At 64.4% G+C, this 14,300-nt stretch carries 14 protein-coding genes; 8 read left to right on the top strand and 6 right to left on the bottom strand.

Going from position 1 to position 14,300, the window contains the following annotated elements; genetic code table 11:
* Positions 1-97 precede the first annotated feature (97 nt).
* From LSO07_RS28365 to LSO07_RS14760, 3 genes are all read right to left on the bottom strand, one after another.
* Positions 98-1,486, bottom strand: coding sequence for a tetratricopeptide repeat protein (locus tag LSO07_RS28365; protein WP_151095034.1), 1,389 nt, complete (start codon positions 1,484-1,486; stop codon positions 98-100).
* A gap of 175 nt (positions 1,487-1,661) precedes the next feature.
* Positions 1,662-2,291, bottom strand: a complete 630-nt coding sequence (locus tag LSO07_RS14765) for a 3'-5' exonuclease (RefSeq protein ID WP_191909680.1) — start codon at positions 2,289-2,291, stop codon at positions 1,662-1,664.
* A gap of 39 nt (positions 2,292-2,330) precedes the next feature.
* Positions 2,331-3,581: an Hsp70 family protein gene (locus tag LSO07_RS14760; protein ID WP_151095032.1), complete on the bottom strand. Its 1,251-nt coding sequence runs from the start codon at positions 3,579-3,581 to the stop codon at positions 2,331-2,333.
* Positions 3,582-3,758: 177 nt separating this feature from the next.
* Here LSO07_RS14760 and LSO07_RS14755 point away from each other — a divergent pair, with 177 nt between their 5' ends.
* Both LSO07_RS14755 and LSO07_RS14750 read left to right on the top strand, forming a co-directional pair.
* Positions 3,759-5,846, top strand: coding sequence for an Ig-like domain-containing protein (locus LSO07_RS14755; protein WP_191909679.1), 2,088 nt, complete (start codon positions 3,759-3,761; stop codon positions 5,844-5,846).
* A 179-nt stretch (positions 5,847-6,025) separates the two neighbouring features.
* A complete protein-coding gene (locus tag LSO07_RS14750) occupies positions 6,026-7,123 on the top strand; it encodes a LacI family DNA-binding transcriptional regulator (protein ID WP_151095026.1) in 1,098 nt (365 codons plus the stop codon).
* Positions 7,124-7,175: 52 nt separating this feature from the next.
* On the opposite strand, the gene LSO07_RS14745 is transcribed toward LSO07_RS14750, so the two are convergent.
* Complete coding sequence (locus LSO07_RS14745; protein ID WP_034751100.1) at positions 7,176-7,595, bottom strand: YidB family protein; 420 nt, start codon at positions 7,593-7,595, stop codon at positions 7,176-7,178.
* Positions 7,596-7,854: 259 nt separating this feature from the next.
* On the opposite strand from LSO07_RS14745, the gene LSO07_RS14740 reads away from it, so the two are divergent.
* The 3 genes from LSO07_RS14740 (at position 7,855) to LSO07_RS14730 (ending at position 9,452) form a co-directional block, all read left to right on the top strand.
* Positions 7,855-8,067 (top strand): hypothetical protein, encoded by a 213-nt coding sequence (locus LSO07_RS14740; RefSeq protein WP_034751103.1) that lies wholly within the window; start codon positions 7,855-7,857, stop codon positions 8,065-8,067.
* Positions 8,068-8,176: 109 nt separating this feature from the next.
* Positions 8,177-8,905 (top strand): hypothetical protein, encoded by a 729-nt coding sequence (locus tag LSO07_RS14735; RefSeq protein WP_151095024.1) that lies wholly within the window; start codon positions 8,177-8,179, stop codon positions 8,903-8,905.
* Positions 8,906-8,978: 73 nt separating this feature from the next.
* Positions 8,979-9,452: a DUF6328 family protein gene (locus tag LSO07_RS14730; RefSeq protein ID WP_151095022.1), complete on the top strand. Its 474-nt coding sequence runs from the start codon at positions 8,979-8,981 to the stop codon at positions 9,450-9,452.
* Positions 9,453-9,572: 120 nt separating this feature from the next.
* Here LSO07_RS14730 and LSO07_RS14725 read toward each other — a convergent pair whose 3' ends face one another.
* Entirely contained in the window at positions 9,573-10,475 is a 903-nt protein-coding gene (locus tag LSO07_RS14725; protein WP_151095020.1) for a LysR family transcriptional regulator, read from the bottom strand.
* Positions 10,476-10,577: 102 nt separating this feature from the next.
* Here LSO07_RS14725 and LSO07_RS14720 point away from each other — a divergent pair, with 102 nt between their 5' ends.
* The 3 genes from LSO07_RS14720 (at position 10,578) to LSO07_RS14710 (ending at position 13,542) form a co-directional block, all read left to right on the top strand.
* A complete protein-coding gene (locus LSO07_RS14720; protein WP_151095018.1) occupies positions 10,578-11,594 on the top strand; it encodes an aldo/keto reductase in 1,017 nt (338 codons plus the stop codon).
* A 19-nt stretch (positions 11,595-11,613) separates the two neighbouring features.
* Entirely contained in the window at positions 11,614-12,030 is a 417-nt protein-coding gene (locus LSO07_RS14715; RefSeq protein ID WP_151095016.1) for an SRPBCC family protein, read from the top strand.
* Between the two features lie 294 nt (positions 12,031-12,324).
* On the top strand, positions 12,325-13,542 hold the full coding sequence (locus tag LSO07_RS14710; RefSeq protein WP_151095014.1) for an MFS transporter: 1,218 nt from the start codon (positions 12,325-12,327) through the stop codon (positions 13,540-13,542).
* 46 nt (positions 13,543-13,588) lie between these two features.
* On the opposite strand, the gene LSO07_RS14705 is transcribed toward LSO07_RS14710, so the two are convergent.
* Positions 13,589-14,287 carry an aspartate/glutamate racemase family protein gene (locus LSO07_RS14705; protein WP_191909678.1) on the bottom strand — a complete coding sequence of 233 codons (699 nt, stop codon included), beginning with the start codon at positions 14,285-14,287 and terminating at the stop codon, positions 13,589-13,591.
* Positions 14,288-14,300 lie beyond the last annotated feature (13 nt).

Raw genomic sequence — 14,300 nt, 5'->3', positions numbered from 1 at the left:
CACCTTTCACTGTGCCAAAAACCTTGCCGCCTTCGCGACATGCTTACCGGCAATTATCGCATGCAGCACGCGTCCGCGCGCGCACGGTGCCAGTGCTTCAGTCGCGCGGAGGCCGCGCGGGGAAGCGCACCTGGTGCCATTGCCGCATGCGCTGCTGCGCCTCTTGCAGCTGGGCCGGCTCCAGCCTGGCGCCAGCCGCCTCCCTGGCCCTGGCAGCCCCGCTGTCGCCGCCCTCGGCCGCCAGTGCCAGCCACATGTAGCCACAGACGGGATCCTTCTCCACGCCGCGCCCGCTGTTATACATGCCGCCCAGGTTGTATTGCGCCAGCGCATGGCCCTGGCCGGCCGCGCGCGCATACCATTGCACGGCCAGGCCATCGTCCTGCGGCACGCCATGGCCGTTCGCATACATGACGCCCAGGTTGTTCTGCGCGCTGGCATCGCCCTGCTCGGCGGCCGTGCGATACCAGCGCACGGCGCACGCCTCGTCGCGCTCCACGCCCTGGCCGTTGGCATACATCACGCCCAGGTTAAACTGCGCATTCGACGCGCCCTGGTCCGCCGCCCTGGCGTACCAGTCCAGTGCCTGGCGCAAGTCGCGGCCCACGCCGCGTCCGCCCGCAAACATGCCGCCCAGATTGTATTGCGCCATGCAATGGCCTTGCATGGCGGCACGCCGGTACCAGACGACGGCACGCGCCTCGTCCTTGTCCACGCCCTGGCCGCGCGCCAGCATCAGGCCCAGGTTGAACTGGGCGTCGGCGTCGTCCTGCTCGGCCGCCCGCTGCAGCCAGGCATAGGCGCGCAGCTGGTCGGGCGCCACGCCCAGGCCTTCCGCATACGCCACGCCGAGTTGCCGCTGCGCCACCGCCAGGCCCTGGGCGGCGGCCTGGCGGAACCAGGCCAGCGCCTGCGTATCGCTTTGCGCCACGCCCTGGCCCCGCTTGTAGACAAGCCCCAGGTTCAGCTGCGCCTGCGCATCGCCCTGCAAGGCTGCCTTGCGGAACCACGCCAGGGCCAGCGCATCGTTCTTTTTCGCGCCCAGGCCTTGCGCATAGGCTTCGCCCAGCAGCGATTGCGCACTGGCCACGCCCTGTTCGGAGGCGCGGTAAAACCATGCCAGGGCCAGTTCGTCGCTCTGCAGCACGCCCCGTCCCTTGCGGTACATCTGCCCCAGGTTTTGCTGGGCCGAGGCATCGCCCTGGGCGGCCGCGCGGCGAAACCACAGCACGGCGTCCTCGTCGCTCTGCGTCACGCCGCGGCCGTGGTAATACAGGGCGCCCAGGTGGTTCTGTGCGAAGGCCAGCCCTTGCAACGCGGCCAGGCGTAGCCAGACAAAGGCGCGCGCATCGTCCTGCGCCACGCCTTCACCCTTCTTGTACATCAATCCCAGGTTGAACTGGGCATAAGCATTGCCCTGCTCGGCCGCCGTGCGGAACCAGATATACGCCTGATGGCTATCTCTGGAAGTATGGTGCTTGTCCATGTGCGCCCCCATCCACATTGCGCTTGCCGGCAGCACGCGCAAAACGGCGGCCCAGGGCGGCGAAATCGTGTGTTGCTTAAATTTTAAATTCGATGCGGGGGAAGGACTTGAGCAGGCTCAAACGAAATAACAAAATTATATCGTTTTGATGAACCTGCTTAGAGGGGAACGGCGCTCAGCGGCGCGACGGATACTTTTGCAGGAATTGCGGTACTTTCGCGGCGGCCAGCTTGTTCAGCGACACGAGCAAATCCGCGTCGACATCGGCGATGCCATAGCTGCTGCGCAAATGGCGGCCGATATGGATCAGCACTTGCGCCGCCACTTCCGCATCGGACTCGGCCCTGTGGGCGGCGCTCTTGAAGGCGATGCCCAGCTGGCTGGACAGCAAGCCCAGCTTGTAGCTGGCCATGCCGGGAAACACGCGGCGCGACAGTTTCAAGGAACACACGAGCGACTGGTGCGCCGGTGTCAGGTTCAGCCTGGCGCTTTCCGCGCGCAGGAATTTCTCATCGAAGCTGGCATTGTGCGCCGACAAGGCATCGCTGCCAATAAAATCCAGCAGCTGCGGCACCACCTCGGCCACGGGCGGCGCCTTGTCCACCATCGCCTGCGTGATGCCCGTCAAGCCCGTGATGAACGAGGGAATGCGCGCATTGCAGTTGATCAGGGTCACATAGCGGTCCGTGATCCGCCCGCCCTCAATGCGCAGCGCCGCCACTTCCGTGATGCGGTCGCCCATGTCGGGAGATAAACCGGTCGTCTCGAAGTCGATCATGACGATCGGTTTGTCAAACACATTCATGGGGCGTTCTTTCGTGGGTGCGGCAATGGGTGATGATTATCAACCAAATTTACGCACGGCGTCCAGCGCGAGTCCCGCGCCAATACTGCCGAACAGATCGCCCTCGACCTTGCGCGCAGCCGGCACCAGGGCGGCGATCTTTTCGCGCAGCAAGCGCACGCCGCTGGAGCCGCCCGTGAAGAACACGGTGTCGACGGCTTCCGGCGCCACGCCCGCGTCGCGCAACAGGCGCAGCACGGTTTCTTCCACGGAACCGCACAAGTGGCCGATGGCGTCGTCGAACTGCGTGCGTTTGAGCAACAGGCTTTGCGCGGGCGACAGACGCTCCAGCTCCAGCTGCACTTCGGCCGCGTCGGACAGGGCAATCTTGCCCTCTTCTACTTTCATGGCCAGCCAGTGGCCGGCGCGCTCGTCGATCAGCTTTTGCAGACGCCCCATCTTGTCTTGCTCACGTGCATCGCGGCACACGTCGGCCAGCTGCACCCAGATCTTCTTCGTGTACGCCAGGTTGATCGTGTGCCAGGTCGCCAGGTTGAAATAATAGCTGGATGGCACTTCGCTATTGTTATGCAGGCGGCTGCCATAACCGAGCAAGGGCATGACGGATGACAGGCTCAGGTACTTATCGAAATCCGTGCCGCCGATGTGCACGCCGCCGGTGGCAAGGATGTCGTCGCGCCGCTCGGTCTTTTTCGCCCGTTCCGGCGACAGCCGCACCAGCGAAAAGTCGGAGGTACCGCCGCCGATGTCGGCGATCAGCACCAGTTCTTCCTTGTCGATTTGCGACTCGTAATCGAACGCGGCGGCAATCGGCTCGAACTGGAAGGCGACGTCCTTGAAACCGACGGAGCGCGCCACTTCGGCCAGCGTGTCTTGCGCCAGCTGGTCGGCTTGTGCATTGTCGTCGATAAAGAAGACGGGACGGCCGAACACGGCGGACGAGAATTCGCGGCCGGCGGACTGCTCGGCGCGGCGTTTCACTTCGCCAATGAATTGCGCCAGTAACATGCGAAATGGCAAGGCACGGCCACCCACTTCCGTCTGGCCATCGATGAGGCTGGTACCCAGCAAGCTTTTCAGCGAGCGCATCAAGCGCCCCTCGTAACCGGCCAGATAGCCGGCCAGCGCCGCGCGGCCAAAACTGACTTCCTCGTCTTCCGCATTGAAGAAGACGACGGACGGTAAGGTCGTCTTGCCATCTTCCAGGCCGAGCATGGTGCTCTGCCCGGGACGTGCCCAGCCTACCGTGGAATTTGACGTGCCGAAATCGACGCCGCAAGCATTGGCCATGTCGACCCTTCCCTGAATAAAGGGGCGTTATGTTATCAGAAGGCAGGCCATTGCACCAGCAAAACCCGTTCGACGGGGTCAACAGCATAAACTTGCTTTGCATCAAGTAGCGGCCGCGCGCAAAAGCTACTCTTGGAAGTGATGCCGAGCAACTCGGCCAGCTCCCGGAGACCCATCGTGCCCCTCGCCCGCCTGCGCCACCCGCGCCACCTGCCCGCTGTTTTGCTGCCTGCTACCTTGCTGGCGGCCTTCCTCGTTTCCCTGGCCGGCTGCGGCGGCGGCTCGGCCGATACCCAGGCCGGTGCCGGCTGCTCGCTGCACAGCACGGCAGGCTGCGGCGGCAGCCCGCCGCCCACCGTGCCGCCCGTGAAGCCGCCAGTTACCCCGCCCGTGACGCCACCCGTGATTCCGCCGGTCACTCCGCCCGAGCCGGCCAGCCTGGCCAGCGCCGTCAACCTGGTGTTTTCCAGCACGGAACTGGCCTCGGCGGGACTGGCAGGCAGTGAAGTGAGCGTCACGGCCCTCGTCAAGGATGGCGCCAACCTGGCCTTGCCAAACGCAAAGATTTCCTTTGCCGCCGATTCCGGCATCCTCGGCAGCGTCGACGCCGTAACGGACAAGAACGGCCAGGCGCGCGCTTTGCTGGGGACCGGCGGCGCCAACAGCAACCGCAGCATCACCGTGACGGCGCAAGTCGGCAGGCACAGCGGCAAGGGCACGGTGGCCGTCACGGGCAGCAGCGTGGAAGTGCTGGGGCCGGCCGCCCTGATGCTGGGCCAGGGCGCCGACCTCACCGTCACCGTGCGCGACTCGGCGCGCAAGCCCGTGGCCGGTGCCGCCATCGCCTACAGCACGGGTGGCGGCAACGGCGTGCGCGTCAAGGATGGGAGCGCGGCGCTCAGCAATGCGCAAGGCCAGCTGGTGCTGCGCCTGACGGCTGGCAGCCTGGGCAAGGATGCCGTTTCCGTCAGCGCCCTGGGCGCCGCCGCCACGCAGGCGTATGCCGTAGCCGGCAGCGACCTGCGCCTGAGTCCGGCCGTGGGCCAGGACGCCAGCGGTGCGGACGTGCTGCCGGAGATCGCCACCCTGGCCTGCCAGCCTATCGACGCGCGCTACGACAAGGCAGGCGTGGCGCAAGCGGGCAGCGCCAGCCTGTCGACCTCGCGCGGCAGCCTGTTTGCGGACAGCGCCTGCAGCCAGGCCTTGCCCGCCAGCCTGATTTTCAGCAATGGCAACTTGCCGCGCAGCTACGTGCAATCGGCCAACGCGGGCGTGGCGACCGTCACGGCCGCCGTGGCAGGCGGACCCACGGCGCAGACGCGGTTGGAATTCATCGCGCCATTGAGTCCTGCCAGCAAGCTGGCCGTGCAAGCGGACCCGGCAGTGCTGCGGGCCAATCCCGGCAATGGCGTGCCCGCCGATAACTTCAGCACCATCGGCGCCGTCGTGCGCGATGGTGCCGTCAACAACCTGGTCAAGAACGCGCCCGTGCTGTTTTCCATCTTGAGCGACCCCAGCGGCGGCTATCTGCGGCAGGCGGACCGGGTGCTGACGGGCAGCGACGGCCTGGCGCGCGCCGTGTATGTGGCGGGGCCGGCCGACAGCGGCCGCGACGGCGTGCTGATCCAGGCCCGCATCGAGGGTGCGCCGCAAGCGGCGGCCACGGCCCTCGTGCGCCTGACGGTGGCGCGGCAAGCGCTGTCGATCAAGCTGGGCACGGGCAGCCTGCTGCGCGAATATTCACCCAGCGTGCTGCAGAAGGACTTTGCCGTATTCGTGTCCGACAGCGCCGGCAATGCCGTGCCCGGCGTTGCCATCACGGCCGCCGCCTGGCCCAGCCGCTACGCCAAGGGATATTATGTATGGCAAGCGGACAAGCCCGAATTCCCCGACACGGGCGTCTGGCGCCTGGCCCTGCCCCACTACAGCTGCGCCAACGAGGACGTCTTGCGCAACGGCATTTTTGACGCCGCCTACGACCGCAACGGCAATGGCGTGCTCGACCCGGGCATCCCCCTGACCGTCAGCGCCAGCGGCCTGAGCGACGCGCTGGGCATGGCCACCGTTACCGTCAGCTATCCGCGCAACTACGGTTCCTGGGTGGACGTCGTCCTGGCTGTGCGGGGCAGCGTCAGCGGCACGGAAGCGAGCGCCACGGCGGAATGGCCATTACCCACGCTGGCCAGCGATTTCAGCGCCCGCCGCGTGGATCCGCCGGGACGCCTCAGCCCCTATGGCAGCGGGCCGTGCGACAGCAGCGATTGAGGGGCTGCCGAGCACTTGCCATTCAGTCATATTTTTTGCAACATGAACAATAAGCGTAAATAAGCATGTAGTCTTGCCATAAGGCAATCTTTTGCGCTATGCTCATTCTGCCCGCCCAGGCCGCCACAAGCGGCCGGGCCTGCAGGAATACTTTGAGACAGGTTGCTTGCCAGACCAATATGCGAAAAAAGAATACTGTAGCCCGGACACCCATCACCACCACCCGCGCCATACCCGGCGCCGGACGGCGCGTGACCTCGTATGACGTGGCCCTGCTGGCCGGCGTGTCGCAATCGGCCGTGTCACGGTGCTTCAAGCCGGGCGCCAGCATCTCGCCCGCCACCCATGCCAAGGTCATGCAGGCGGCCATCACCCTCGACTACATCCCGAACGCGGCCGCGCGCAGCCTGATCACGCGCCGCTCGAACCTGGTCGCCGTCATCATTTCCAACCTGGCCAATCTGTACTATCCGCAAGTGTTGTCCGACCTGAGCCAGCAAATCGCCCGCCTGGGCAAGCGTCTCTTGTTGTTTACCCTGGAGCGCGAAGCGGACATTGGCAAGGTCTTGTGCGATGTGTGGCAATACCAGGTCGACGGCGCTGTCGTGGCTGCCTGCCTGTCGGACGAGCAGATGGCTGAATTCGGCCGGCGCGACGTGCCGCTGGTGCTGTTCAACCGCAGCCCGCGCGAGCACGCCGTGCACGCCGTGCTGTGCGACCAGGCCGAAGCGGCGCGCCTGCTCGTCTCGCGCCTGGCCGAAGCGGGCCACCGCCAGTTTGCCATCATCGACGGCCCCGGCGACTCGGCCGTCGCGCAGGAACGCAAGGGCGGCATGCTGGACCGTTTGCTGACCCTGGGCTTGCCCGCGCCCATCGTCGTCAGCGGCAACTACGACTATGCCAGCGGCGGACGCGGCTTGCGCAAGGTCATCGACCGCCTGGGCCGCGTGCCGGACGCCGTCATTTGCGGCAACGACATCATGGCCATCGGCTGCCTGGACACGGCGCGCCACCAGATGGGTATCCAGGTGCCGCTGCAGATGTCGGTGGCCGGCTTCGACGCGCTGGAAGCGTCCGGCTGGCTCAGCTACGACATCACCACCCTGCGCCAGCCCGTGCAAAAGATGGCCGCCGATGCCGTCGCCATGCTGGGCGAACTGATGGAGCGGCGCGGCGGCATCGCCGAGCGGAGACGGTATTGCTCGTATCTGGTGGAAGGGAGTACGGCACGGCTGACTGCTGAGCAGCCCCACTTCGGCATGATGGCCGCCGCCTGAAAACAAAAAAACCCCGCATCGCTGCGAGGTTTTTTGTTGCCGCATCGGTTGATCAACCGAAGATCTTGCCCTTGAGCATATTCAAGCCCTGGCTGACGAGGTCATTGCCTTCCGGTACCTGGCCGTCCGGGGTCAGCTTGTCGATCAGCTGGGGCAGCAAGGCTGCCAGGCCGCCCGAGGCCGCGTCCGGGGCGACGCCCGCTTTTTCGGCGATCTGGGTGATCGTGTCGCTGCCCAGCGCATCCTTGATCTGTTCGCCGGAGACGGGCGCATTGGCGCCGGTGCCGATCCAGCTGGCCACCTGGTCGCCCAGGCCGCTTTCCTGGAACTTCTGCAGCAGGCCGGGCAAGCCGCCATGCTGGTTGACCAGGTCCATCACGCTGGCCATCAATCCCGATGGGGCTTCCCCGTCAGCACTTTTATTGCCCAAAGCGCTCATCGCCTGTCCTGCAAGTTGGTCTAGCAAACTCATCGTATTCTCCTGAACGCTATCGATTAGTGCCGCGTGACTGCGGCGTCGGTATGGCGCAGACCATTCTCCGCCACGGAAATCATTATACTATGAATAATAACAGTGACATAATTACAATCCCAAGGCGAACGCACAGACGGCCTCACGGTCGAGGTGCCCACCTCCATCATATTTAGTTCGGCACAACTTGCAAGCGTAAATTGATCGTGCGCAAAAACGTGTAGAATTAATTTTCCTACTTACTGAGGAGTATCAACATATGAACATCAATAAAGCGGTAGACAAGGCTTACGAAAAAAAGACGTTCAAGGAAATCGCTGATGCCCCCGTCGACGCGCTGCAAGGCGTGAGCGAGAAGGATGCGGAGCTGCTCAAGCAGGCATTCAATATCAAGACCGTGCGCGATCTGGCGAACCTGAAATACTCGAAATGGGCGCGCGCCATCGTCACCCTGGCCGATACGGAAGAATAGACCGGGCCATGCTTTTGGCATCCCCGTCAGCACAGCCCGCCCGAATCGGCGGGCTTTTTCATGCCAGACAGCCAGCGGCTGGCAAGGCGATAGCCGCCGGGAGGCGCCATTGGCCACGCCGCTGACCCTGCCCGGCATCTGCTGGCCCCTGCAAGCGAGCACAGGCCATCTTGCCGTCACCACATCCCACATCACGGGCCACTTTCGCGCCGGTGCGGGGCTGGACGCCATCGTCCTGTGCGATCTGCTGCCCGCTGGAAAATTTCGCAACGGCGCGGCGCGCCACTGGTGCCGCACGCACCAGTGCTACTGGGGTACGCAAGCCGATCTGGCCGGCTGGCAAACAACACAGCCCATGCGTTGCCGCCAGCACGCCAGCCCCATGGGCTATGTGCTGTATCCGGAATTGTTCGACCCCACGCAATTCCACGCCAGCACCCTGCGCCTGGGCCCGGATGGCTTGCTGCAACTGCGCGCCCGGGCCAATGACGGCGGCGCCCTGCTGGCGCGCGACGCGGCCGCGCTGGCCATCGACTGCCGCGCCCTGCCCGGCCTGTTTCCTCCCGACTTAGTGCAACTGAATATCACGCCGCCCGCCGCGCAAGCGTTCGCCGCCGCGCTGCAGGCTGGCGTGCCGCTGGGCTGCAGCGACTGCGCCCGCTGCGGCCACCCGCACCTGGACCTGGGCGACTTCGCGCTGGCGCCGCACCGGCGCCACAGTTGCGGCCATTGTGGCCACGACGCTTCGCACAGCGCCACGGCCATCGTCTCGACGCCGCTGTGGCGGTTGCGCGAATACGCCGCCCGCCTGCCTGGGCGCGGCATGCAATACTTCTGAAGGTGCGCCCGCCCACAGTCAGGCAAGGCACTGCCGGGTAGACTGGCTCCATTACCATCACGAGGACGGTCCCATGCCACCAGCGCAACACCAGGATGAAAATGACCAGCCAGACGACGCAGGCGACTTGTCCGACCTGCTCAGCGAATTGCGCATCCTCTTGCCGGGCGCGCAGATGCTGACGGCCTTCCTCATCATCCTGCCCTTCAACGGCGGCTTCGCGAAGATCGTGCAGGCGGAAAAAATCGTCTTCCTGCTGACGTTTTTCCTGTCCATGACCAGCCTGGTGCTGCTCAGCGCGCCAGCCATTCAGCACCGCGTGATGCGCCCCCTGCAAGACCGCGAACGCTTCAAGCGCGTGGCCGACCGCATCATGATGTGCGGCGCCTTTTCCCTGGCGCTGGCGTTTATCTTAGGCACCAATCTGGTGATGTCGGAAGTGTTCGGCCACGTCGCCGGCATCATCGCCTGCGTGCTGATGGGCGCGCTCATCATTTGCATGTGGTGGTGGCTGCCCTTGCACTTGAAGCACGCCAGGAAAATCTAGAACACCTAACCAAACCTACTGCGCGTCGCGATTTGCGGCCTCCGATGCTCACTGTGCTCAAGCACAGCTCCGCTTCTCAGCCACAACTCATCCCGCTCGCTACGGTTTTGTTAGGTGTTGCTAAGCGGCTGCGCCCGCCTGCTGCAGCAAGGTTTCCCGGAAAATCCCCACCACCGGACGCAAATTGACCTTGTGCCAGGCCAGCCACAGGGGCGTGCGGTAGCTGAACCACGGCAATTCCCTCACGACGACGCCGGCCGGCGCGTGCTGGCGCAGGCTGTGCTGGATCATGGCCATGCCCAGCCCGGCCGCCACCAGGCCCAGCGCCGTCAGCGGCTCCGTTGCTTCCATGCGGATATCGGGCGTAAAACCGGCGCGCGCGCAGGCGGCGATGAAATTATCGTGTTTCAGCACGCTTTCCTTGTGCAGCACGGCGATCCACTCCTGGCCCGCCAGGTCGTCCGGGGTCAGGTGGGCCTTGTGCGCCAGCGGGTGCGTTTCCGGCAAGGCCAGCAGCATGGGGTCGCTCAGCACTTGCGCGCAATCGAGGTCCGCGTCGTTCGGCAGCGGCGGCTCGCACAGCAGCGCGATATCGAGGCTGCGCTGGCGCAAGCCTTCGATCTGCTCGGCCGAATGCAGGTTGTACAGGGCGATGTGCACCTGCGGCCGCGTGGCCCGCAAGGCGCGCAAGCCGTCCGGCAACACGCCCGCATGCATGGCGTTTTCGATGTAGCCTATGCACAGGCCACCCTCGTCGCCGCGTCCCAGCCGTTTCGCCAGCGCTTCCAGGCGGTTCCCGTGGGTGATAAACGCGCGCGCTTCGGCAAGGAAGGTATGGCCGTCGCGCGTCAGGCGGATCCGCTGGGCGCTGCGCTCGAACAGGGTCAGGCCCAGCCGGTCTTCGAGCTGGGCGATTTGCCGGCTCAGCGGCGACTGGGAAATATGCAGGCGTTCGGCGGCGCGCCCCACGTGTTCTTCCTCGGCGACGGCGATGAAGTATTGCAATTGGCGTATGTCCAGCATATCAGACCTTTCAGGACTCAAGTTGCGCCAATTATGTCTTGGACAGGCTTAACTTGTCCAGCTATTCTGTCTTCACTGATCCACACATTGAAGGAAAACATCATGACAATCAAACACTTACTGACAGGCAAACTGGGTTTCGGCACGGCGCCGCTGGGCAATATGTTCCGTAACATTCCGGAACAGGAAGCGCTGGCGACCGTCGACGCGGCGTGGGAATCGGGCATCCGCTACTTCGACACGGCCCCGTTCTACGGCGCCGGCCTGGCCGAGCTGCGCCTGGGTGCCGCCCTGAAGCAGCGCCGCCGCGACGATTACGTGCTGAGCACCAAGGTGGGCCGCCTGATCCTCGATGAACTGGAAGACCCCGCCGCCCGCGAACTGGGCGAAAAAGGCGGCTTGTTCGAATTTGGCCGCAAGAACAAGATCGTCGATGACTACTCGGCCGACGCCACCCTGCGTTCGATCGAAGACAGTTTGAAACGCCTGGATACGGACCACCTCGATATCGTCTGGGTCCACGACATCGCCCAGGATTTCCACGGCGACAACTGGCTGGCGCAATTCGAGATTGCCCGCACGGGCGCCTTCCGCGTGCTGACCCGCTTGCGCGAAGAAGGCGTCATCAAGGCCTGGGGCGTGGGCGTGAACAAGGTGGAACCGCTGGAACTGACCCTGGACCTGGCCGAAGCCCAGCCGGACGCCTTCCTGCTGGCCGGCCGCTACACCCTGCTCGACCATGAACGGGCGCTGCAGCGCCTGATGCCTGCCGCGGCAAAACAGAACGTCGACATCGTCGTGGGCGGCCCTTACAGCTCGGGCATCCTGGCCGGTGGCGCGCATTTCGAATACCAGAAAGCTTCGCCCGAAATCATCGCCAAGGTCGAACGCATCAAGGCGATTGCCGCGCGCCATGGCGTCAGCGTCAAGGCTGCCGCCCTGCAATTTTCCCTGGCCAATCCTGCCGTGGCTGCCGTGATCCCCGGCGCCAGCCGTCCGGAACGCCTGGCCGAAGACCTGGCAGCCTTGAACAGCGCCATCCCCGCCGCATTCTGGCAAGACATGCGCGCCGAGCAACTGGTGTCGGCCTTCGCGCCCCTGCCCGGCGACACTCTCTGATATAGACAAGGAATTCATCATGGCACATACCACTACTTCGATCGACGTCGCCGCCACGCCGGCACAAGTATGGCAACTGATCTGCGGCTTCAATTCGCTGCCCGACTGGCTGCCTTATATTCCCAGCAGCACGTTAAGCGCAGGGGGCCGCATCCGCCACCTGGTCAACCCGGCCGGCGACGTCATCGTCGAGCAGCTGGAAGCGTACGACAATGCAGCGCGCAGCTACAGCTATTCCATCCTGCAGGCGCCGTTTCCCGCCGCCGATTACCTGTCGACCCTGCAAGTGAGCGCGATTGCCGGCAGCGACGGCGCGCGGGTCACCTGGTCGGGCCGCTTCACGCCCGTGGGCGTAAGCGAGCAGGAAGTGACGGAGCTGTTCCACGGCATTTATGTGGCGGGCCTGGAAGCGCTGCAGCAATCGTTAGCGAAGTAATACGCAAGGAAGACCATTTCCGCCACAGCCAGGCTTTCTTCGCTCTCCCTGTGGCGGAATCGCGCATATTCCGTGTTATCGTTAACAACAAGAGCAAACGCTGTTGTGTGCAGTGCAGCAAATTTTAGCCGGCGCCCTGCAGAGCTTGCCCGAATCTTTTACAATGTTGTCTTTGGGCAGCTCTTCTAGCCCGAAAATACCGGCCATCCGTCGATTCTGGTGGCGCATTGCCACCTCCGGCTGGGCCACTGCGCGCCCCTCCGCCCTGTCATTCTTTACCCAACTAACAAGAACATGCACGCCTCCGTAGATCCCCTGATTCCGCGCGTCACCGCGCCTTTTGGCGCTGGCTATGCCGACCTGGCCCTGGCCATCGGCGGCCTCGCCATCGGCACGGGCGAATTCGCCTCCATGAGCATCCTGCCCGTGGTGGCCGACGACCTGGGCACGACCTTGCCGCAGATGAGCCACATGATCAGCGCCTACGCGCTGGGCGTGGTCATCGGCGCGCCCCTGATCACGATCTTCCTGGCGCGCATGCCGCGCCGTTTGATGCTGATCTGTCTGATGCTGATGTTCGCTGGCGGCAACTTGCTCAGCGCTATCGCGCCCAACTATGGCTTGCTGGTCGTCGCCCGCTTCGTGGCCGGCATCCCGCACGGCGCCTACTTTGGCGTGGCGGCGCTGGTGGCGGCCGCCCTGGCCGAACCGGACCGGCGCGGCCAGGCCGTGGCCCGCGTCCTGATGGGCTTGACCGTGGCGAATATCTTTGGCGTGCCGCTGGCCACGTATATCGGCCAGACCCTGGGCTGGCGCTCGGCCTTTTTGCTCGTCGCCGCACTGGGCTTGCTGACCATGCTGATGGTGCGCATCTTCGTGCCCATGGTCGCTGCCGGCGATTCGAGCCCGCGCCGCGAACTGGGCGTCTTCCGCCGCCTGCAAGTGTGGCTGACCCTGCTGATGGTGGCGATCGGCTTCGGCGGCATGTTCGCCGTCTACACGTTTATTACGCCAACCCTGCTGGAAGTGACGAAAGTGTCGCCGCTCGTCATTTCCATCTTGCTGGCCATTATCGGTATCGGCATGACCGTTGGTAATCTGATCGGCGGCTGGCTGGCCGACCGCTCGCGCCTGTGGACCATCTTCGGCGTGCTGTTGTGGAACGTGACCGCCCTGGCCGCCTTTACCTATACCAGCAGCAATGTCTGGCTGACGGCGATCAACCTGTTCGCCATCGGCGCCGGCATCGCCGTCGCTCCGGCCGTGCAGACGCGCTTGATGGACGTGGCCGGCGACGCGCAAACGGTGGCCGCCGCCCTCAACCATTCCGCCTTCAACATCGCCAACGCGCTGGGCGCGTGGGCCGGCGGCATCGCCATCGCCATGGGCATGGGCTTGCGCTCGACGGGCTGGGTCGGCGCCATGCTGGCCTGCGGCGGCATCGTCGTGCTCGGCATTTCCGTGCTGGTGGAAAACCGCAGCCGCAATGTGAGCGGCGCGCAGCCGGCTTGATGGTAAATGAGCGGCTCCCTTGCGGGCGCCGCTCATATGCGAGCATCTAGTCTTCGGTGGCAAACACCACTGCCGCCTCGCAATGAATCGCCGTGGTATTAAATAGCGGCAAATCGACATCGCCGGGCTTGACCAGCAATGGAATCTCCGTACAGCCCAGAATCACGCCCTGCACGCCTTGCAGCCGCAGTTTCTCGATGATCTCCAGGAAAATGTTCCGGCTGGCGTCGGTAACAATATTCTGCACCAGTTGCGTGTAGATAATGTCGTGCAAGATTTCCTGGTCGGCCTCGTCGGGCGTCACGGTCTTGATGCCCAACTTCTCCAGCGCATCGTGATAAAAGCGGCCCGTCATGGTCTGTTTAACGCCCAGCAAGCCGACCTTGCGCACACCCGACTGCTGCACCCGCTTCGCAGTTTCCTCGACGATGCTGATAAAAGGCAAGCCGATCCGCGGCACGACGGCCGGCGCGAAGCGGTGCGCACCGTTCGCGCACAGCAGGAAGAAGTCCGCGCCCATGGCTTGCAGGCGCAGACCTTCGCCGATCAGAAATTGTTCGATGGCATGCGAATCGGGCTGCGCCGCGTGCGCAACGAAATCGGCCTGGTCCATGCTGACCAGCATGATGCGCGCGCTGTGCGCGGGTCCGATGCGCGCCACCAGCATTTCATTGATGAGCCGATAGTATTCCAGGGTCGAGGCCCAGCCGATGCCGCCAAGTAAACCGATAGTCTTGTTTTGCACATTATTCCCAGCG

This window comes from Janthinobacterium sp. PLB04 (assembly GCF_021165895.1).
Classification (GTDB): Bacteria; Pseudomonadota; Gammaproteobacteria; order Burkholderiales; family Burkholderiaceae_D; genus Janthinobacterium; species Janthinobacterium lividum.
Note: the sequence above shows the minus strand (reverse complement) of the source record. Positions and strands in the feature narration are given on the sequence as shown.